Source organism: Nocardioides terrae (assembly GCF_900112345.1).
GTDB lineage: Bacteria > Actinomycetota > Actinomycetes > Propionibacteriales > Nocardioidaceae > Nocardioides > Nocardioides terrae.
The window spans coordinates 211,661-229,765 of sequence record NZ_FOLB01000002.1; the positions used below are offsets into that span (position 1 = coordinate 211,661).

Genomic DNA, 18,105 nt, shown 5'->3' on the forward strand with positions numbered 1-18,105 from the left:
GCGAGGCGGCCCGGGGTGATGCCGGCCGACGGTCAGCGGCCCCGGCGCCACACGACGACGGACATGTCGGGGTCGGGCCGACGGAGGACGGGGAGCTTGTTGGAGGGCTTCGCGATCGGGCTCGCCGTACGACGACCCGCCACTGCCTCGCGCAGGGCCGCCCGCATCTTCTCGAGCTCCTCGACCAGCTCCTCGTTGCGGGTGGAGAGCGCCTGGACGCGGTTCTCGAGCTGGAGGATGCGGCGGACGCCCTCGATGCCGATGCCGGCCGAGGTGAGCTCGGCGATCTGGCGGAGCAGCTCGATGTCGCGGTGGGAGTAGCGCCGGCCGCCACCGCCGGTGCGGCCGGGCGTGATCAGCCCCAGCCGCTCGTAGGTGCGCAGCGTCTGCGGGTGGAGCCCGGTCAGCTCGGCCGCCACCGAGATGACGTAGACGGCCGCCTTCGGGTCCGGGGACACGACCTACGCTCCGGCCTGCTCGAAGAGGTTGGCGCGCAGCCTGTTGCCGGCGGTCGCGGCCCGATAGGCCTCGAGTGCCTCGCGCGCCTCGGCACCGAGGACGGCCGGGACCTGCACCTCGACGGTGGCGAGCAGGTCGCCCTTGGTCCCGTCGGGCTTCTGCGCCCCCTTGCCGCGGATGCGGAAGGTGCGTCCCGACGGCGTGCCGGCGGGGACCTTCAGCGTGACCGGCGCACCGCCCAGCGTCGGCACCTTGATGTCGGCGCCGAGCGCGGCCTCGTCGAACGAGATCGGCACCTCGACGGTGAGGTTGTCGCCCTTGCGCCCGAAGATGCGGTGGGGCGTCACCTTGACGGTGACGAAGAGGTCACCGTGGGGGCCGCCCGCCTCGCCGGCGGCGCCCTTGCCGCGCAGCCGGATCCGCTGGCCGTCCTTGACACCGGCCGGGATCCGCGCCGAGATCGTCCGACCGGACAGACCGCGGCCGGAGCCGCCGCAGGTCGGGCACGGCTCGTCGTAGATCAGTTGGCGGCCGCCGCAGCGCGGGCAGGTCTCGTTGACCGAGAAGCCGCCGAGATCGTTGACGGTGAACCCGGCGCCCTCGCAGACGGGGCAGACGTGCGGCCGGGTGCCCGGTTTGCCGCCGGTCCCGTTGCAGTCCGGACAGGGGGCGTCCGACGTCAGCCGCAGCTGGATGGTGACGCCCTCGAGCGAGTCCAGGAAGCCGATCGTCGCAGTCGTCTCGACGTCGGCGCCCTTCGTGGCGCGCGGTCGCGACTGCCGCCGCTGGGTCCGGCCGCCGAAGAGGTCGCCGAACATGTCGCCGAGCCCGCCGGAGCCGGCACCACCCGCGTTGCCGAACAGGTCCTCGAAGTTGTAGCCGCGCTGCCCGCCGGGCGCCCCGCCGCCGAAGCCGAAGGGGTTGCCGCCGCCCGCGTAGAGCGAGCGCATCTCGTCGTACTTCTTGCGCTTGTCGGCGTCGCCCACCACGTCGTAGGCCTCGGCGACCTTCTTGAACTTGTCGTGCTTGGCAGTGTCGCCGGGGTTGGAGTCGGGGTGGTTGGCCCGCGCGAGCTTGCGGTAGGCCTTCTTGATCTCGTCCGCCGTGGCGTCCTTCTTCACGCCGAGCTCGGCGTAGAAGTCCTTGTTGGCCCAGTCCGCCCGGAAGCCGTTGTTGTCCTCAGCCATCCCTCCTCCTTCCGCCTGTCGTTGTGAGTGTCAGAGTGACCCGGGGGTCACTCTGACACTCACAAGGGTCACTCCGGGTCGACGACCAGCACCTGCGCGGCGCGTACGACGCGCTCGCCGATGCGGTAGCCCGACTTGGCGATCACCTTGACGGTCGTCTCGGTGACGTCCGCGTCGGTGCCGAGGTGCGACAGCGCCTCGTGCAGCGTCGGGTCGAACACCTCGCCGGGCTCGCCGAACTTCGTCAGGCCGAGGCCGGAGACGACCCGCTCGAGCTGGTCGGCGACCGCCTTGAAGCCGCCCTCCAGCGGGCCGTGCTCGCGGGCCCGGTCGATGTTGTCGAGGACGTCGACGATCGGGGCCAGCGCGGAGTAGGTCGCGTTCTCCTTGACCAGCTCGCGGTCCCGGTCGACCCGGCGCTTGTAGTTGAGGTACTCCGCCTGCAGCCGCTGCAGGTCGCCGGTCAGCTCGTCGATCCGACGCTGCGGCTGGGCCTGCGGGTCCTCGTCGACCAGCTCGGTGTCGACGTTCTCCGCGGCCTCCGCGACGTCGTCGCGGGAGTCGGCCGCCTCCGCCCCGTCGACCGAGCCGGCGTCCGGCTCGGTCGACGGCTGCGCGGCGTCCTCGGTGACCTGGTGCTCGCGCTCCTCGGTCACTTGTCAGCACCCTCGGGGTTCTCGGGGCCCTCGTCCACGATCTCGGCGTCGACGACGTCCTCGTCGGCCTCGCCGGTCGCGCCGGTGGTCCCACCGGCCGCGGCCGAGTCGGCCTCGGCGGCGGCGTACATCGCCGCGCCCATCTTCTGCGAGGACTCGCCGAGCTTGGTGATCGCGGCCTGGATCGCGTCCTTGTCCGCGGTCTCCTCGGCCAGGACGCCCTTGAGGGACTCCAGGTCGGCGGACACCTCGGTCTTGACGTCGTCCGGGATCTTCTCGGCGTTGTCGGCCAGGAACTTCTCGGTCGTGTAGACGAGCTGGTCGCCCTGGTTGCGGGTCTCGACCGCCTCGCGGCGGGCCGCGTCCTCGGCGGCGTACTGCTCCGCCTCCTTGACCATCCGGTCGATGTCGTCCTTGGACAGCGCCGAGCCGCCGGAGATCGTCATCGACTGCTCGCGACCGGACGCCTGGTCCTTCGCGGAGACGTGCACGATGCCGTTGGCGTCGATGTCGAAGGTGACCTCGATCTTCGGCACGCCACGCGGCGCCGGCGGGAGGCCGGTGAGCTCGAAGTTGCCGAGCGGCTGGTTCTCCGCCCAGATCGTCCGCTCGCCCTGGGCGACCTTGATCTCGACCGACGGCTGGTTGTCGTCGGCGGTCGTGAAGATCTCCGAGCGCTTGGTCGGGATGGTGGTGTTGCGCTCGATGAGGGTGGTGAAGACGCCGCCCTTGGTCTCGATGCCCAGGCTCAGCGGGGTCACGTCGAGCAGCAGCACGTCCTTGACCTCGCCCTTGAGGACACCGGCCTGGAGGGCGGCGCCGACGGCGACGACCTCGTCCGGGTTGACGCCCTTGTTGGGCTCCTTGCCGCCGAGCAGCTCCTTGACCAGGTCGGTCACGGCCGGCATGCGGGTCGAGCCGCCGACCAGGACGACGTGGTCGATGTCCTTGACCGCGACGCCGCCGTCACGCAGGACGCTCTGGAACGGCACCTTGGTCCGCTCGAGCAGGTCGGCGGAGATCCGCTGGAACTCGCTGCGGCTGAGCTTCTCCTCGAAGTGCAGCGGGCCCGCCTCGCCGTGGGTGATGTAGGGCAGGTGGATCGTGGTCTCGCTGGAGGACGAGAGCTCGATCTTCGCCTTCTCCGCGGCCTCCTGGAGGCGCTGGGCGGCGATCTTGTCGGCGGCCAGGTCGACGCCGTTGTTGTCCTTGAACTTCTTGACCATCCACTCGACGATCCGGTTGTCCCAGTCGTCGCCACCGAGGTGGTTGTCACCGCTGGTCGCCTTCACCTCGACGACGCCCTCGCCGATCTCGAGGAGGGACACGTCGAACGTGCCGCCACCGAGGTCGAAGACGAGGATGGTCTGGTCGTCACCCTTGTCGAGGCCGTAGGCCAGCGCGGCCGCGGTCGGCTCGTTGACGATGCGGCTGACGTTGAGGCCCGCGATCTCGCCGGCCTCCTTGGTGGCCTGGCGCTGCGCGTCGGAGAAGTACGCCGGGACGGTGATGACCGCGTCGGTCACCGTCTCACCGAGGTAGGCCTCGGCGTCGCGCTTGAGCTTCTGCAGGATGAACGCGCTGATCTGCTGGGGGGTGAAGTCCTTGTCGTCGACCGTCGTCTTCCAGTCGGTGCCCATGTGGCGCTTGACGGACTTGATGGTCCGGTCGACGTTGGTGACCGCCTGACGCTTGGCGACCTCACCGACGAGCACCTCCCCCGACTTGGCGAACGCGACGACGGACGGCGTGGTGCGCGCGCCCTCAGCGTTCGCGATGACGGTGGGCTCCCCACCCTCAAGGACGGCGACGACGCTGTTCGTCGTGCCGAGGTCGATACCGACCGCACGTGCCATGGTGTAGCTCCTGTCGTTGCTGCAGTTCTGCCTGTCGGCCGCCCATCTTGGCCGCCGCGGCGAGTCTGACAAAATACTTGAGTCCGATCAACTCAAGTTCGTTCATGCGTTGCAACGAAGGTCGGGCGGGGATCATTCCCTCCTGGCCCACCGGGATCCGTGCGGAGCGTCGTGCGCACCTGGTGCGCACGACGCTCCGCGATCTTGGAGACGATCTCGGGCGAGAGCAGCGGAATCGGAATAGACCGCCGCCGGCGCGGTTATCGACAGACATGACCGTTCCTTCGCTGCCCTTGAACGACTCCACGACCATCCCCCAGTTCGGCCTCGGCGTCTGGCAGGTGCCGGCGGAGGACACCGAGCGCGTCGTGAGCGACGCCCTCGAGATCGGCTACCGCCACATCGACACCGCGCAGATGTACGGCAACGAGGCCGGCGTCGGCGCCGCGATCAAGGCATCCGGCCTGAACCGCGACGACCTCTACGTGACGACGAAGCTCAACAACGGCTTCCACCGCCCCGACGACGCCAAGCGCTCGCTCCCCGAGTCGCTCGAGCGCCTCGAGCTCGACAAGGTCGACCTGTTCCTCATCCACTGGCCGCTCCCGACGCGGTACGACGGCGACTTCGTGTCCACCTGGCAGGCGCTGATCGACCTGCAGGCCGAGGGGCTGACCACCTCGATCGGCGTCTCGAACTTCCAGCCGGCACACCTCGACCGGATCGTGGCCGAGACGGGCGTCGTACCCGTGGTGAACCAGATCGAGGTGCACCCCTACTTCGGCAACGAGGAGGCCCGCGCCGCGAGCCAGCGGCACGGAGCGCTGGTGCAGGCGTGGTCGCCGCTGGGCCAGGGCGGCGGTGAGCTGACCGACCCGGTCATCACGGGGATCGCCGACGAGGTCGGTGCGACCCCTGCCCAGGTCATCCTGCGGTGGCACCTCGAGCGCGGCGACATCGTGTTCCCGCGATCGGTGCGTCGGCAGCGGCTGCAGGAGAACTTCGAGGCGATCGGGCTCAGCCTCACCGCCGACCAGGTGGCGGCGATCAGCGCCCTCGACAAGGGCGAGGCCGGTCGGGCCGGCACGAACCCTGACGTCATGGACTGGATCCCCGGCGCCTGACCCGGGTCAGCCGACGGTGACCGAGACGACGTTGGAGACCACTCCCGAGTCGGAGTCGCGCACCCGGAACCGCTGCACGCCCGCGCGCCCGGTCTGCACGTAGGTCGAGAACGTCCCGCCCGTCACCGCCGCCGTCACCGGGAAGTTCTCCCAGCCACTTCCGTCGCCCTTCCGCTGGACCTGGAGCACGGCCCCTTCGCCTGCGGGGTAGACGCCGGACAGGTCGATGCGCTCCATCGGCCCGACCGACGCCGCCCCGCTCTGCAGGGTGATCTGGGCGGCGGGCGCGCTGCTCGCCGGAGGAGCGGCGGCCGGCGACGAGGCCGCAGCCGCGGAGCCGGTCGTCGTGTCGGTGGGCTCCGGACTGGGCAGGTAGAGGGACGGTCCGCCGTCGGTGGCGTTGGGGCCGTCGTCGTCGCCGAGCCCCGCGACGTGGGTGAAGACGACGGTGAAGATGCCGAGCATCAGGCCCACGGCGAGACCGACGGCGATCAGCGCGACGAGGCCGGCAGCGATCGGGTGCTTCTCGTCCGAGGTCACCTCATCGTCCTTCCGAGTCCGGCTCCGGGTGGCTCCCATTGTGCGCAGGCCCGTCAAACGGTCCGGAAAGACGGATGCGGGGTCGACGGTCGATGATGGACGATCAGGTGGTGCCGTCGCTCAGCCAGTTCGCAGCGTTCCTGGTGGCCTCGATCCTCTTCATCCAGGTGCCGGGTCCCAGCCTGCTCTTCACCCTGGGCCGGGCGCTGACCGTCGGTCGGCGTGACGCCCTGCTCTCCGTCGTCGGCAACGCGGCCGGCCTGCTCGTCCAGGTCGTCGGCGTCGCCGTCGGGCTCGGTGCGGTCGTCGCGGCCTCGGCGCAGGCGTTCACGGCCCTCAAGCTCGCCGGTGCCGCCTACGTCGTCTACCTCGGTGTGCAGGCGATCCGGCATCGCGGCGACGCCCGGCTCGCCCTCGAGGCCACCGCCGACGCCCGTCGTACGACGGCCTGGGTGTCGGTCCGCACCGGACTGGTCGTGGGTGCCACGAACCCGAAGACGATCGTCTTCTTCGCCGCCTTCCTCCCCCAGTTCGTCGGTCACGACGGCGCGACGGCCCCGCAGCTGCTGCTGCTCGGTCTGATCTTCGGCGCGCTGGCCTGCGCCTCCGACTCCTGCTGGGCGCTGGCCGCCGGGCGGGCCCGCGACTGGTTCGCCCGCGAGCCCAAGCGGCTCGACCACCTGGGCGCGACCGGAGGCGTCATGATGATCGGCCTCGGAGCGACGCTCGCCACCACTCAGGCCTGACCGCCCCGGAGGATCGACCCCTCGCACCTGAGGGATCGACCCCTCGCACCTGAAGGATCGACCCCTCGGCGGTCAGAGCAGGCCGCGGCGGCGGGCGATGGCGGCGGCCTCGGTGCGGCCGGCCGCGCCGAGCTTGGCCAGGATGTTGGAGACGTGCACCGAGACGGTCTTGGTGCTGATGAACAGCCGCTTGCCGATCTCACCGTTGGTGCGGCCGTCGGCGACCAGCGCCAGGATCTCGGCCTCGCGGGGCGTGAGCGACTCGCTGTCCGGGGACGCCCGACCGGCCGACGGCGAGGCGAGCGCGTCGAGCAGCGGCCGCGCGCCGAGGCTGCGGGCGGCGGACCGTGCGAGGTCGGCGACCCGGGCGGAGCCGGCGGTGTCGCCGGTGGCCCGGAGGATCCCGGCGAGCGCCACCCGTACGGTCGCCGTCTCGAGGACGTGCCCGAACGCCGCGAAGCACCGCTCCGCGGTCCGCCAGGCCTCGACCAGCTCGACCGGGTCGACCTCGGCCCCGGTCAGCCACCGGGCCCGCAGCGCCTCGGCGGTCAACCGCGCCTCCCAGGCGTGGCCCTCCGGACCCCAGCCGCGGGCCGGGTCCCAGTTGCTGATCGTCGCCGCACCCTCGGACGCGAGCCGCTCCACGTCCGCCAGCAGGGCGGTGCGCTCGGCGGCCGCGAGGCCGGGCATCGCGTCCGCGAGCACGCCGAGGGCGACGGCGGCGAGCCGCAGCCGGGCGATGAACCACGGGTGCCAGACCCGGGTCAGCAGGGCCACCGCCTCGTCGTAGACGACGACGGCGTCACGCGCATCGCCGGCGCGGCCGGCCTCGATCATCTCCACGGCGGCGGTGAAGACCGGGACGATGCCGTCACTCGGCCAGGTCTCGCGGTGCAGGCGGCGCGGGACCCTCTCGCCCCGACCCTGGCGGATCGCCTGGCGCAGGCCGTCGAGGGCGGCGTACGGCACGGGCGGCGAGCCCGGCCGGGCGATCCGCAGCAGCTCCAGCGCCTCGTCCCATCGTCCGACGACGTAGAGCACCCAGACGAGCTGGTGCCGCGGCTCGAAGCCGTACGGCGCCCACGGCTGTCCGGCCTGCTCCGCCCGTTCGACGCCGACGCGGAAGGCGGCCTCCGCGGCCGGCCACTCGCCCCAGTCCTGGTAGGACCTGGCCAGCAGGTAGCGGCCCTGCAGCTCGGCGGACAGGGCACCGCTGGCCTGCGCCCGGTCGATGACCGACTGCAGCGCGGTCCGCAGCTCCGCGGGGTCGCCGAGCTTGCCGAGCGCGGTCAGCGTGGTCGCCGCGGCAGAGGCGGTCGCGGGCAGGTCGTGCCGCTCGGCGAGTGCGAGCGCCTCGGTGCCGGCCGCCTGCGCCTCGTCCGTCATGCCGCGCCAGTGCAGCAGCAGGGCCCGGTCGGCGAGCACGCGTGCCCGCAGCGCCGGGTCGTCGTCGGGGACGAGCGCGAGCGCCTCGTCGGAGGGGGCGAGGGGGTCGAGCTCGGCGTTGTCGATGATGCCCACGGCCATCGCCTGGGCGGCGAGGACCCTGGCGCGCGCGGCCGCCGACGTCCGGGCCGGGAGGCGGTCCAGCTGCTCCCGCGCGATCCGGGCCGCGCGGTCGGGGCGACCGGCCGTCGTCAGCGCGACCACGCAGGACTCCACGACGGCGGCCGGATCGATGTCGTCGGGCGTCGGCAGCTCGCCGAGCATGGCCAGCGCGCGCTCGTAGTGCTGGGCGGCCTCGTCGGGACCACCGACCGCTGCCGCCTCGTCACCGGCACGGACGCTCGCGACCAGGGCGGTCGGGAGGTCGTGCGCGTGTCGGGCGTGCCGGGCGAGCTCCGCGGCGGAGCCGAGCGACGTCGCCCGGCCGTCGCAGTCGGCCAGCACCTCGACGTAGCGGCCGTGCAGCCGCACCCGCTCGCCGGGCAGCAGGTCGTCGTACACGGCCTCGCCGAGCAGCGCATGCCGGAACCAGTAGGCCCCCTCACCGGCGACGAGGACGTGCTCCTCCACCGCGTGGCGCAGCGCCTCGTCGAGGGTGTTCGGCGGCAGGTCGGTGACGGCGGCGAGCAGGTCGTGGCGGACCCGCCGACCCGACACGGCCGCGGTGCGGACGACGGTCCGGGCCGCCTCGCCGAGCCGGTCGAGGCGGACGAGGAGGACGTCGGCGAGCTCGTCGGGGATCCAGTGGTCCGGACCGCCGGCGGCACCGACGAGCTCCTCGACGAAGAACGCGTTCCCCTCGGCGCGGGCCACGATGTTCTCCCGCTCCTGCCCCCGCACGGCGGGGTCGATGGTCGCGACGAGGTGGCGGACGTCGTCGTCGCCGAGCGGGTCGAGGGACACGCGGCCGACGCCGGGCACGCGGGCCCACTCGGCAACCTGGCGGCGCAGCGGGTGCCGGCGGTGCAGGTCGTCGGCGCGGTAGGAGGCGACGATCGCGACCGGACCGACGAAGGGGCGGCTGAAGAGGTAGGTGAGCAGGTCGCGGGTGGACTGGTCGGCCCAGTGGGCGTCCTCGACCACGACCAGCGCCGGCGCCTTGTCGGCGACGGCCTCGAGCAGGCCGTGGACGGCCGCGAAGAGCTGGCTGCGGTCGACGGCCTCGACGCGCTCGTCGGGGGCGCCCTGTCGCCCGGCCGGGAGCAGGCGGGCGAGGGCGGGGTGGAGCTGGGTGACACGCTCGACCACGTCGGGGAGCTGCGTCACGAGACGGTCGAGCATCTCGGAGAAGGGCAGGTAGGGCAGCGCGCTGTCCCCGAAGTCGAGGCAGTGGCCGGCGTACGCCTGCCAGCCGCGCGCACCGGCCAGGGCGGCGAGCTCCTGGAGCAGCCGGGTCTTCCCGACGCCCGCGTCGCCGGCGAGCAGGACGTGCTGGCGCGGGGAGGTCTCGACGACCCGCCCGTCGACGGAGGAGACGCCGAGCAGCGAGGACAACTCCTCGAGCTCGGCGTCTCGTCCGATCAGGATCCGTTCTGCCACGGGGTCCATGATCCCCTGTCCGGCGGGGATGGCGCCGATCATTTCGGCGACCATCACAGAACCTCGATCGAGATTCCCCTCCGCCGCGGCCGCGACCTGCGCAGACGGGCCCTCTCCCGGCGGACCGCGATGTCCGCGCGGATCCGCTCGGCCTTGTAGGCCGACTCGGCCCGGACGTACCCGGTGTCGTAGCTACTCATCTCTGCCTCCTCGGTGTCGCCGGTCCCTGGTGGGCCAGCGATACCCAGGTTCGTCGCCTGAGGTAGGCACGGACATCGGTAGTGCACCCCCACCTTGTGCGCGCCGCTACCTCAGAGGGCGTCGCCCGGCCCCTCAGAGGCCGGTCGGGCATGCTGCGCACCATGGAGTTCACCGAGGTCGTACGCCGACGCAGGATGGTCCGCAGCTATACGTCGGACCCCGTGGACCGCACGGTCGTCGACCGGGCGCTCGCCAACGCGGTGCGCGCTCCGTCGGCGGGCTTCTCCCAGGGCTGGGCCTTCGTCGTGCTCGACACCCCGGCGGACACCGAGCGGTTCTGGCGGGCGGCGTCGGACGACGTCGACGACCCGGACACCTGGCTGGCCGGGATGATGAAGGCGCCGGTGGTGGTCGTCCCGTGCTCGTCCAAGGCGGTCTACCTCGAGCGCTACGCCGAGGACGACAAGGGCTGGACCGACCGCGCCGAGGAGCGCTGGCCGGTCCCGTTCTGGCACATGGACGCCGCGATGGCGTCCCTGCTGATGCTGCTGACGGCGACCGACGAGGGGCTGGGCTCCTGCTTCATCGGCATCCCGCCGGAGTTCGAGCAGCGTGTCCGTGCCGAGCTCGCGATCCCCGCGGACTGGGACCCGGTCGGCGTGGTCACCCTCGGTCACGCCGCGGCCGGTGGCGCGAAGGGGTCGCCCGCGCGGCGTGCCCGCAAGTCGCTCGAGGACCTGGTCCACCGCGGCGGCTGGTGAGCTACCGCCGGTCGAAGGTCAGGTGCGTGACGCCGCTGGGCGTGGTGGTGGACTCGATGTCGTAGTCCTTCTCGAGCCCTTCGAGGCCGTCCCAGAGCCGGACGCCGCGGCCGAGCAGGATCGGCACGATCACGACGTGGAGGTGGTCGACGAGACCTTCGGCCAGGAAGTCGCGGACGACGGTCGGGCCACCGCCGATGCGCACGTCGAGGCCTCCCGCCGCGTCACGAGCGGCCGCGAGCGCGTCGGCGGGCGAGGCGTCGAGGAAGTGGAACGTCGTGCCGCCCTCCATCTCGACCGGTCCGCGCGGCCGATGGGTCAGCACGAACGTCGGCGTGTGGAAGGGCGGGTTCGGCCCCCACCAGCCGCGCCAGTCCGGGTCGTCCTGCCAGCCGGGCGGGCCGAACTTGTTGGCACCCATGATCTCGGCGCCGATCCGGTCGCCCCAGCGCGACGCGAACGCATCGTCCGGCGCCGCGGCCGGGTCGCCCTCACCGCCGGCCATCGCACGGAACGTCGCGGTCGGGAAGAACCACTCGTGCAGCCGCTCCCCGGCGTGGCCGAACGGCGCCTCCAGGCTCTGCGGCTCGCCGGTCGCGAAGCCGTCGAGCGAGACCGCCAGGTTGTGCACTCGGGTTTCCGACATGGGCCCACGGTAGATCCGGCGACCCCTATCCTGCGACCGTGAAGGACCCCGTCGAGCGGCTGGCCGCGCTGATCCGCATCCCGACCGTCTCCCACCGCGACGCCGGCCTCGTCGACACCGACGCCTTCGACCGACTGCTCGAGACGATGCGCGAGCAGTGGCCGCTGCTGCACGCGCTGGAGGTCACCCGGGTCGGCACGCACGGCCTGCTGGTCCACTGGCCCGGCCGCTCGGCCGAGCGGCCGGTCGTGCTGATGGCCCACCTGGACGTCGTACCCGTCGTGGCCGAGGACTGGAGCCGTGACCCGTTCGGCGGCGAGGTCGTGGACGGCGAGAACGGCCCCGAGATCTGGGGCCGGGGCACGCTCGACGACAAGGGGTGCGTGGCCGCGATCTGCGAGGCGGTCGAGTCGCTCCTCGCCGACGGCCGTACGCCGGCCCAGGACGTCTGGCTCTCCTTCGGCTGCGACGAGGAGGTCTCGGGCACGGCCGCCCGGGCGGCCGTCGAGACGCTGCGGGACCGTGGCGTCGAGCCGTGGTTCGTGCTCGACGAGGGCGGCGCGATCGCCCACGAGGCGTTCCCGGGTGTCGTGGCGCCGGTCGGCGTCGTCGGCGTGGCCGAGAAGGGAACGACCTCGCTCTCGCTGACCGTGACCGGTGGCGGCGGCCATGCCTCCACCCCGGTCCGCAACGGCCCGACCGCGCGGCTCGCCCGGGCGATCACCCGCCTCGACGCCGCCTCGATGCCGGCCCGCCTCTCCGCGCCGACGATCGAGCTCTTCCGGAGGCTGGCGCCGCACTCGTCGATCGCCCTGCGGCCGCTGCTCGCCAACGCCGAGCGGCTGTCGCCCGCGGTCGCCCGCGCGCTCACGCTGGCAGGCGCGGAGCCCGCCGCCATGGTGCGGACGACCTTCGCGGTCACCACGCTCGAGGGCTCGCCGGCGCTCAACGTCATCGCCGCGTCGGCGCGGGCCGGCGTCAACATCAGGGTCATGGTCGGCGACACCGTCGGTTCGGTCCTCGAGCACGTGCGCAAGGTGGTCCGCGACGAGGCGGTGTCCGTCGACGTCGTCGAGGCCGGCGAGCCCAGCCCCGTGTCGCCGTACTCCTCCCCCGACGGCGCCGACGAGGCCTTCGACCTGATCACCTCGACGATCGAGGCGGTGTTCCCGGACGCGGTGCCCGCCCCCTACGTCATGATGGCGGCCACCGACTCCCGGTTCTTCACCGCGATCTGCGACCGCGTCTACCGGTTCGCCCCGTTCCGGATGACCAAGGCGCAGCGCGCGGCGATCCACGCGGCGGACGAGCGGCTCGGGACGGGCGCCTACCTCGACGGGGTGCAGTGGTACCGCCGACTCATCGAAAGGCTCCCGTGACCCGCCTCGACATGCAGCTGAGCCCGCACGCGCGCAGCCTGGCCACCATCGTCGGCTTCCTCGTCTGCGTCGAGATCGCCAGCGGCGTGCTGCAGGGCTACTACACGCCGATCTACAGCGACATCGCCGACCACCTCTCGATCAAGGACGCCGACGTCAACTGGTTCGAGGCGGCGCAGCTCATCGTCTCGGCGCTGCTGGTGCCCCCGCTCGCGCGGCTGGGCGACCTGGTCGGCCACAAGAAGGTGCTGCTGCTCTCGACCGCCGTGACCGCGATCGGCTCCTGGGGGCTGGCCCTCGCCCCGACGTTCGGCACCTTCCTCGTCGCCTGGGCCGTGCAGGGCGCGTACGTCGTCTGGCTGCCGCTCGAGATCTCGATCATCCACCGGCGGACGGCCGACACCGGCCGCCAGGCGCTGCTCACCCGGCGCGGAGCCGCGATCCTCGTCGGGGCGCTGGAGCTGTCCGTCATCGTCGCGGCGCTGACGTCCGGCGCGCTGGTCGAGTCGGTGGGGATGAGCACGCTGCTGGCATTGCCGGCCATCGTCGTGACGCTGTGCCTCGGCCTGGTCTGGTTCGGCGTCGAGGACGTGCCGGGCACCGGCTCGGGCACGTTCGACTGGCGCGGCCTCGGGCTGCTCACCGTCGTGCTCGGCCTGGTGATGGGTGGTCTCATCGCGATCCGGGTCGCCGGCCCGTCCTCGGTGCTCGGCTGGGCCCTGGTCGCGCTGGGGCTGCTGGCGCTCGTCCCCTTCGCACGCGCCGAGGGCCGGGTGGAGGAGCCGCTGGTCGACGTACGCCTGCTGTTGTCGCCCGGCCAGTGGCCGATCCAGCTCACCGCGTTCCTCTTCGGCATGTCGGTGCTCGGCGCGCAGATCCCGCTGTCGACCTTCACCCGGACCGATCCGGAGACCGCCGGCTACGGGCTGGGCGCGTCGGCGTCCTTCGTCTCGACCCTGATCGGCGTCTACGTCATCTTCCTCGCGATCGGCGCCTTCACCCTGCCGCTGTGGGTGCGAGCCCTGGGCGAGCGGCGTTCGCTGGCCGCCGCGGCCTTCCTGGTGGCGGCTGGCTACGCGCTCTGGTTGCCGTTCCACGACCACACCTGGCAGGCGCTGATCAACATGGCGGTCGTCGGCGTCGGCTCCGGAGCACTGGTCGCCTCGCTGCCGGCCGCGGCCGCAGGCGCCGCCCCGCCGTCGCGGACCGGCTTCGCCACCGGGATGACCAACGCCACCAAGACCGTCGGCGGGGCGTTCGCCTCGGCCGTCTTCGCGATCGCACTCGCCTCCGCGGGGTCGATCGCCGACCCGCGCTACGGCCACGCACCGCTCTCCGGCTACTACGTCGTCTGGTCGGTCTGCGCCGTCGCCGCCCTGCTGGCCGGGCTCGCGCTGTCGGTCCGCCGGCGCTCCTGACCGACCCTCCGGGCCGCCTCGGACAGCGGCTTACGCTGGAGGCATGTCCGAGAGCGAGGACTGGCCGGAGGGCCGTCCCGAACGCCCGCCTCGTCCCGAACGCGAGGGATCCGCGGCGGCCGCGGCACGCATCCGCCAGCAGCAGACCTGGGTCGACCTGCAGGTCCGCGCGGCCATGGAGCGCGGCGAGTTCGACGACCTGCCCGGCGCCGGCAAGCCGATCGAGGGCCTCGGCACCGAGCACGACCCGGAGTGGTGGGTCAAGAAGCTCGTCGAGCGCGAACGGCTCGTCGTGCTGCCGCTCTCGGTCCAGCTGCGCAAGGAGGACGCGTCGCTGGACGGCGAGCTGGACCGGCTGAGCACCGAGAAGGCCGTCCGCGCCAAGGTCGAGGACTTCAACGAGCGCGTCATCAAGGCGCGCTACGCGCTGCCCGAGGGGCCGCCGCTCATCACGATGCCGCGCGACGTCGACGCGACGGTCACCGGCTGGGCGGCCCGCCGTGCCGAGCGGCTGGCCGCCCGGCGTACGACGCATGAGGAGACGCCGCCGCGCCGCTGGTGGCGCCGGCGCTGAGGTCCCTCGCGGACTAGCGACCCTGTCCGATCGGACGGGATCCACCCGTTCGATGGGAGTCGGGCGGCGAGTCGTGCCTACGATGCGCGGGCTCTTGACGTCCCACCGATTGACTCTTTCGTGAAACATCGCCGCTCCCGCCGCCTCACCCCACGCCTGCTCGTCACGCCCGTGCTGGCCGGCGCCGTCCTGCTCGCCCTCGTGCTGACCGGCGCCGGACGCGTCCACCGGGACGCCGACGCTCCGGCTCCGCAGGCGAACCGCACCCACCCGGCGGTGACCGGCGTGACCGCGCCGGCCGCACGGATCCCCGGCTCCGCGCAGCAGACGGCGGTCCGGACGGTGGCGGCGACGACCGACGCCGACTGGACGGGCTACGCCTTCGACGCCTGCCGGGCGCCCTCGCAGCGGGTGATGGATCGCTGGCTCACCCGCTCCCCGTTCACCGGCGCGGGCATCTACCTCGGCGGCGTGCAGCGCGCCTGCGACCAGCCCCACCTCACCGCCTCGTGGGTACGCCGCCAGACGACCGCGGGCTGGAAGCTGCTCCCCCTGTGGGTCGGCCCGCAGGCGTCGTGCACCGGCTTCGACCACCGCATCTCCGGCCGGCCGGGGCCGGGCCGGACCTTCCGGCCCGCCCGCGCCGACGGCGCGAGGGAGGCGGACCGCGCCGCCGCCACCGCTCGCCGGCTGGGGATCGGCCGCGGCCGGCTGATCTTCTACGACCTCGAGGGCTTCGACGCCTCCCGCCGTGACTGCGTGTCCTCGTCGCTGGCCTTCCTCGAGTCCTGGACGACCGAGCTGCACCGGCTGGGCTACGGGTCGGGCGTCTACTCCCACGTGAACGCCGGCATCCGGCTGCTGTCGGCGACGCCGCGTTCCTACCGCCGGCCCGACGCCGTCTGGTACGCGTGGGTCGACCGCGCCAACGCCCGGCCGGCGAAGTACGTCGCCGACCCGGCCTTCATGCGGAGCCCCCGGGTCCACCAGTTCGCGCTCGACCGTCGGGTCCGCTTCGGCGGCATCAAGCTCGACATCGACTGGAACTACGTCAGCTTCGGCCCCACCACGGACCCGACGCCGCTGCTCAAGCTCGGCGCTCGCGGCGCCTCGGTTCGGCACCTGCAGCAGCGCCTCAACGCTGCCCTCGCCAGCGACGTCCGGGTCGACGGCTCGTTCGGGCCGTCCACGGCGCAGGCGGTGCGGCGGTTCCAGGCCCGGATCGGCCACGCTCGGACGAGCGTGGTGACGGCGCGGCTGTGGCGGTCGCTCGCGCAGCCCGCACCGGTCCGTGCGACGGCGGTCCGCCCGGTGGCGGTCCGCCCGGTGGCGACGCGACCCGGGCATCACACCGGGAGGCCACACCACCGGGCGAAGCCGCAGCACCCCCACCACGCCGCCCGCCGGCATCCGGCGGCGCGGCGGCGCTGACCGCTACTTCGTCGAGCCCGGTAGCACGAGGTTCGAGCCGGCGCCGGGCCAGCACGAGAAGCCCGCGGGCACGGGCTGGCCGGCCTTCACCATCTCCGTCGTGTCAGATCCGTCATACCGGCGGGTAATGATTCGCTGCTAACTTCCGCGCCATGAGCCACAAGTCACCGAAGGACTTCTTCGCGCCCCTCGCCGTGGGGGCGCCGGCACCGTTGCGGGAGATCCCGGCGCGACCGAGCCGGGCGATCCACTTCTTCGACCCGAGCAACCCGAAGATGGTGGACAAGATCCCGCAGATGGTCGGCACGGTCGACGTACTGCTGGGCAACCTCGAGGACGCCGTCAAGGCCGACAACAAGCTCGCGGCGCGCGAGGGCCTGGTGAGGATCGCGCAGGAGACCGCCGGCTTGGGTGGGCACAGCGGGCCGACGCAGCTCTGGACGCGGATCAACAGCCTCGACAGCCCGTGGGTCCTCGACGACCTCACGACGCTGGTCCCGGCGATCGGAGACAAGCTCGACGTGGTGATGGTGCCGAAGGTGCAGGGGCCTGCGGACATCCACTACGTCGACCGCCTCCTGGCCCAGCTCGAGGCGAAGGCCGGCCTGACCCGGCCGATCCTGATCCACGCGATCCTCGAGACGGCCCGCGGCATGGCCAACGTCGAGGAGATCTGCGGCGCCTCGCCGCGCATGCAAGGCCTGAGCCTCGGCCCGGCCGACCTCGCCGCGGACCGCAAGATGAAGACCACCCGCGTCGGCGGCGGGCACCCCGGCTACCTCGTCCGCGAGGACCCGGTCGGCGGCGACATCGCCGGCGAGCGCCGGACCTTCCAGCAGGACCTGTGGCACTACACGATCGCGAAGATGGTCGACGCCTGCGCGACGCACGGCATCTACCCCTACTACGGCCCCTTCGGCGACATCGCCGACGTGGTGGCCTGCGAGGACCAGTTCCGCAACGCGTTCCTGCTCGGCTGCGTCGGCGCGTGGAGCCTCCACCCCAAGCAGATCGAGATCGCCAACCGCGTCTTCTCCCCCTCTGCCGACGACATCAGGCACGCCCGGCGGGTGGTCGCGGCCATGGGCGACGGCACCGGCGCGGTCATGCTGGACGGCAAGATGGAGGACGACGCCTCGCTCAAGCAGTGCCTCGTCCTGGTCGAGCTCGCCGACGAGCTGAGCCGGATCGATCCGACGCTCAAGGAGCTCTACGACAGCATCGAGGTGGACTGAATGGTCTCGACAGGATCGACCGGCGAGCGACGCTCGACCAATGGAGAGTTCCACCCCCGGCGCTCGGTGCTCTACATGCCCGGCGCCAACGAGCGCGCCCTGGAGAAGGCCAAGACGCTGCCCGTGGACGGCCTCATCCTCGACCTCGAGGACTCGGTCGCCCCGGACGCCAAGAGCACCGCGCGCGAGAACGTCGTCGCCGCCGTCGCGTCCGGCGAGTACGGCGCCCGCGAGCTGACCATCCGCATCAACGGCGCCGACACCGAGTGGCACGCCGACGACCTGCGCGCCGCGGCCGCCGCCGGCCCGGACGCCATCGTGGTGCCCAAGGTCAACAGCCCGCAGGCCGTGCACAGCCTGGTCGACGCGATCGAGGCCGCCGGCGCGCCGGACAAGACGAGGCTGTGGGCGATGATCGAGTCGCCGTACGCGATCCTGCACGCCGAGGAGATCGCCGCCGCGTCCGACCGTCTCACCGTCCTCGTGCTCGGCACCAACGACCTGGTCAAGGAGCTCTTCATCGACCACGTGCCGGGCCGAGGCCCGCTCGTGACCAGCCTCCAGCTCGCCGTCCTGGCCGCGCGGGCGACCGGCAAGGTCGTCCTCGACGGGGTCTACAACGACGTCAAGGACATCGACGGCTTCCTCGCCGAGTGCGAGCAGGCGCGTCGGTTCGGCTTCGACGGCAAGACGCTGATCCACCCCGGCCAGGTCGACGGCGCCAACGCCGCTTTCGCGCCCAGCGACGAGGCCATCGCGGAGGCCCGCAGCCTGATCGCCTCGTGGGAGCAGGGCGCGGGCAAGGGCGTCGTCACCCACAACGGGAAGATGGTCGAGAGCCTGCACGTCGAGTCGGCCCGGCGGACGCTCAGCATCGCCGAGGCGATCGCCGCCCTGGGCTGAGCGG

At 72.6% G+C, this 18,105-nt stretch carries 17 protein-coding genes; 9 read left to right on the plus strand and 8 right to left on the minus strand.

Annotation, left to right across the window (positions count from 1 at the left end):
- Nucleotides 1-32: 32 nt before the first annotated feature.
- The 4 genes from BM236_RS03830 to dnaK all read right to left on the minus strand — a co-directional run bounded on the left by BM236_RS03830 (nt 33) and on the right by dnaK (nt 4,158).
- Entirely contained in the window at nt 33-458 is a 426-nt protein-coding gene (locus BM236_RS03830) for a heat shock protein transcriptional repressor HspR (RefSeq protein WP_091120415.1), read from the minus strand.
- A 3-nt stretch (nt 459-461) separates the two neighbouring features.
- Nucleotides 462-1,646, minus strand: coding sequence for a molecular chaperone DnaJ (gene dnaJ, locus BM236_RS03835; protein WP_091120418.1), 1,185 nt, complete (start codon nt 1,644-1,646; stop codon nt 462-464).
- 68 nt (nt 1,647-1,714) lie between these two features.
- Nucleotides 1,715-2,302, minus strand: a complete 588-nt coding sequence (gene grpE, locus BM236_RS03840) for a nucleotide exchange factor GrpE (RefSeq protein ID WP_091120420.1) — start codon at nt 2,300-2,302, stop codon at nt 1,715-1,717.
- A complete protein-coding gene (gene dnaK, locus BM236_RS03845; protein WP_091120422.1) occupies nt 2,299-4,158 on the minus strand; it encodes a molecular chaperone DnaK in 1,860 nt (619 codons plus the stop codon). The genes grpE and dnaK overlap by 4 nt, the downstream gene beginning before the upstream one ends.
- Nucleotides 4,159-4,430: 272 nt before the next feature.
- Between dnaK and BM236_RS03850 the strand changes: the two genes are divergently transcribed.
- A complete protein-coding gene (locus BM236_RS03850) occupies nt 4,431-5,282 on the plus strand; it encodes an aldo/keto reductase (RefSeq protein ID WP_091120424.1) in 852 nt (283 codons plus the stop codon).
- A gap of 6 nt (nt 5,283-5,288) precedes the next feature.
- On the opposite strand, the gene BM236_RS03855 is transcribed toward BM236_RS03850, so the two are convergent.
- On the minus strand, nt 5,289-5,822 hold the full coding sequence (locus BM236_RS03855) for a hypothetical protein (protein ID WP_091120426.1): 534 nt from the start codon (nt 5,820-5,822) through the stop codon (nt 5,289-5,291).
- 110 nt (nt 5,823-5,932) lie between these two features.
- Between BM236_RS03855 and BM236_RS03860 the strand changes: the two genes are divergently transcribed.
- On the plus strand, nt 5,933-6,568 hold the full coding sequence (locus BM236_RS03860; protein ID WP_091120796.1) for a LysE family translocator: 636 nt from the start codon (nt 5,933-5,935) through the stop codon (nt 6,566-6,568).
- A gap of 72 nt (nt 6,569-6,640) precedes the next feature.
- Here BM236_RS03860 and BM236_RS03865 read toward each other — a convergent pair whose 3' ends face one another.
- Entirely contained in the window at nt 6,641-9,607 is a 2,967-nt protein-coding gene (locus BM236_RS03865; RefSeq protein WP_091120428.1) for a helix-turn-helix transcriptional regulator, read from the minus strand.
- Nucleotides 9,607-9,753 carry a hypothetical protein gene (locus BM236_RS18860; RefSeq protein ID WP_175507540.1) on the minus strand — a complete coding sequence of 49 codons (147 nt, stop codon included), beginning with the start codon at nt 9,751-9,753 and terminating at the stop codon, nt 9,607-9,609. Before BM236_RS18860 ends, BM236_RS03865 begins: the two co-directional genes overlap by 1 nt.
- A gap of 162 nt (nt 9,754-9,915) precedes the next feature.
- On the opposite strand from BM236_RS18860, the gene BM236_RS03870 reads away from it, so the two are divergent.
- A complete protein-coding gene (locus tag BM236_RS03870) occupies nt 9,916-10,515 on the plus strand; it encodes a nitroreductase family protein (protein WP_091120798.1) in 600 nt (199 codons plus the stop codon).
- A gap of 1 nt (nt 10,516) precedes the next feature.
- On the opposite strand, the gene BM236_RS03875 is transcribed toward BM236_RS03870, so the two are convergent.
- Nucleotides 10,517-11,161, minus strand: a complete 645-nt coding sequence (locus tag BM236_RS03875) for a dihydrofolate reductase family protein (RefSeq protein WP_091120431.1) — start codon at nt 11,159-11,161, stop codon at nt 10,517-10,519.
- 38 nt (nt 11,162-11,199) lie between these two features.
- On the opposite strand from BM236_RS03875, the gene BM236_RS03880 reads away from it, so the two are divergent.
- The 6 genes from BM236_RS03880 (at nt 11,200) to BM236_RS03905 (ending at nt 18,101) form a co-directional block, all read left to right on the plus strand.
- Nucleotides 11,200-12,540 (plus strand): M20/M25/M40 family metallo-hydrolase, encoded by a 1,341-nt coding sequence (locus tag BM236_RS03880; protein WP_091120434.1) that lies wholly within the window; start codon nt 11,200-11,202, stop codon nt 12,538-12,540.
- A complete protein-coding gene (locus tag BM236_RS03885; RefSeq protein WP_245750114.1) occupies nt 12,537-13,958 on the plus strand; it encodes an MFS transporter in 1,422 nt (473 codons plus the stop codon). Before BM236_RS03880 ends, BM236_RS03885 begins: the two co-directional genes overlap by 4 nt.
- A 43-nt stretch (nt 13,959-14,001) precedes the next feature.
- A complete protein-coding gene (locus BM236_RS03890) occupies nt 14,002-14,532 on the plus strand; it encodes a DnaJ family domain-containing protein (protein WP_091120436.1) in 531 nt (176 codons plus the stop codon).
- Between the two features lie 120 nt (nt 14,533-14,652).
- Nucleotides 14,653-15,963, plus strand: a complete 1,311-nt coding sequence (locus tag BM236_RS03895) for a glycoside hydrolase domain-containing protein (protein ID WP_139230020.1) — start codon at nt 14,653-14,655, stop codon at nt 15,961-15,963.
- A 152-nt stretch (nt 15,964-16,115) separates the two neighbouring features.
- Nucleotides 16,116-17,198 (plus strand): HpcH/HpaI aldolase/citrate lyase family protein, encoded by a 1,083-nt coding sequence (locus BM236_RS03900; RefSeq protein ID WP_091120442.1) that lies wholly within the window; start codon nt 16,116-16,118, stop codon nt 17,196-17,198.
- Nucleotides 17,199-18,101: an HpcH/HpaI aldolase/citrate lyase family protein gene (locus tag BM236_RS03905; protein ID WP_091120445.1), complete on the plus strand. Its 903-nt coding sequence runs from the start codon at nt 17,199-17,201 to the stop codon at nt 18,099-18,101.
- Nucleotides 18,102-18,105 lie beyond the last annotated feature (4 nt).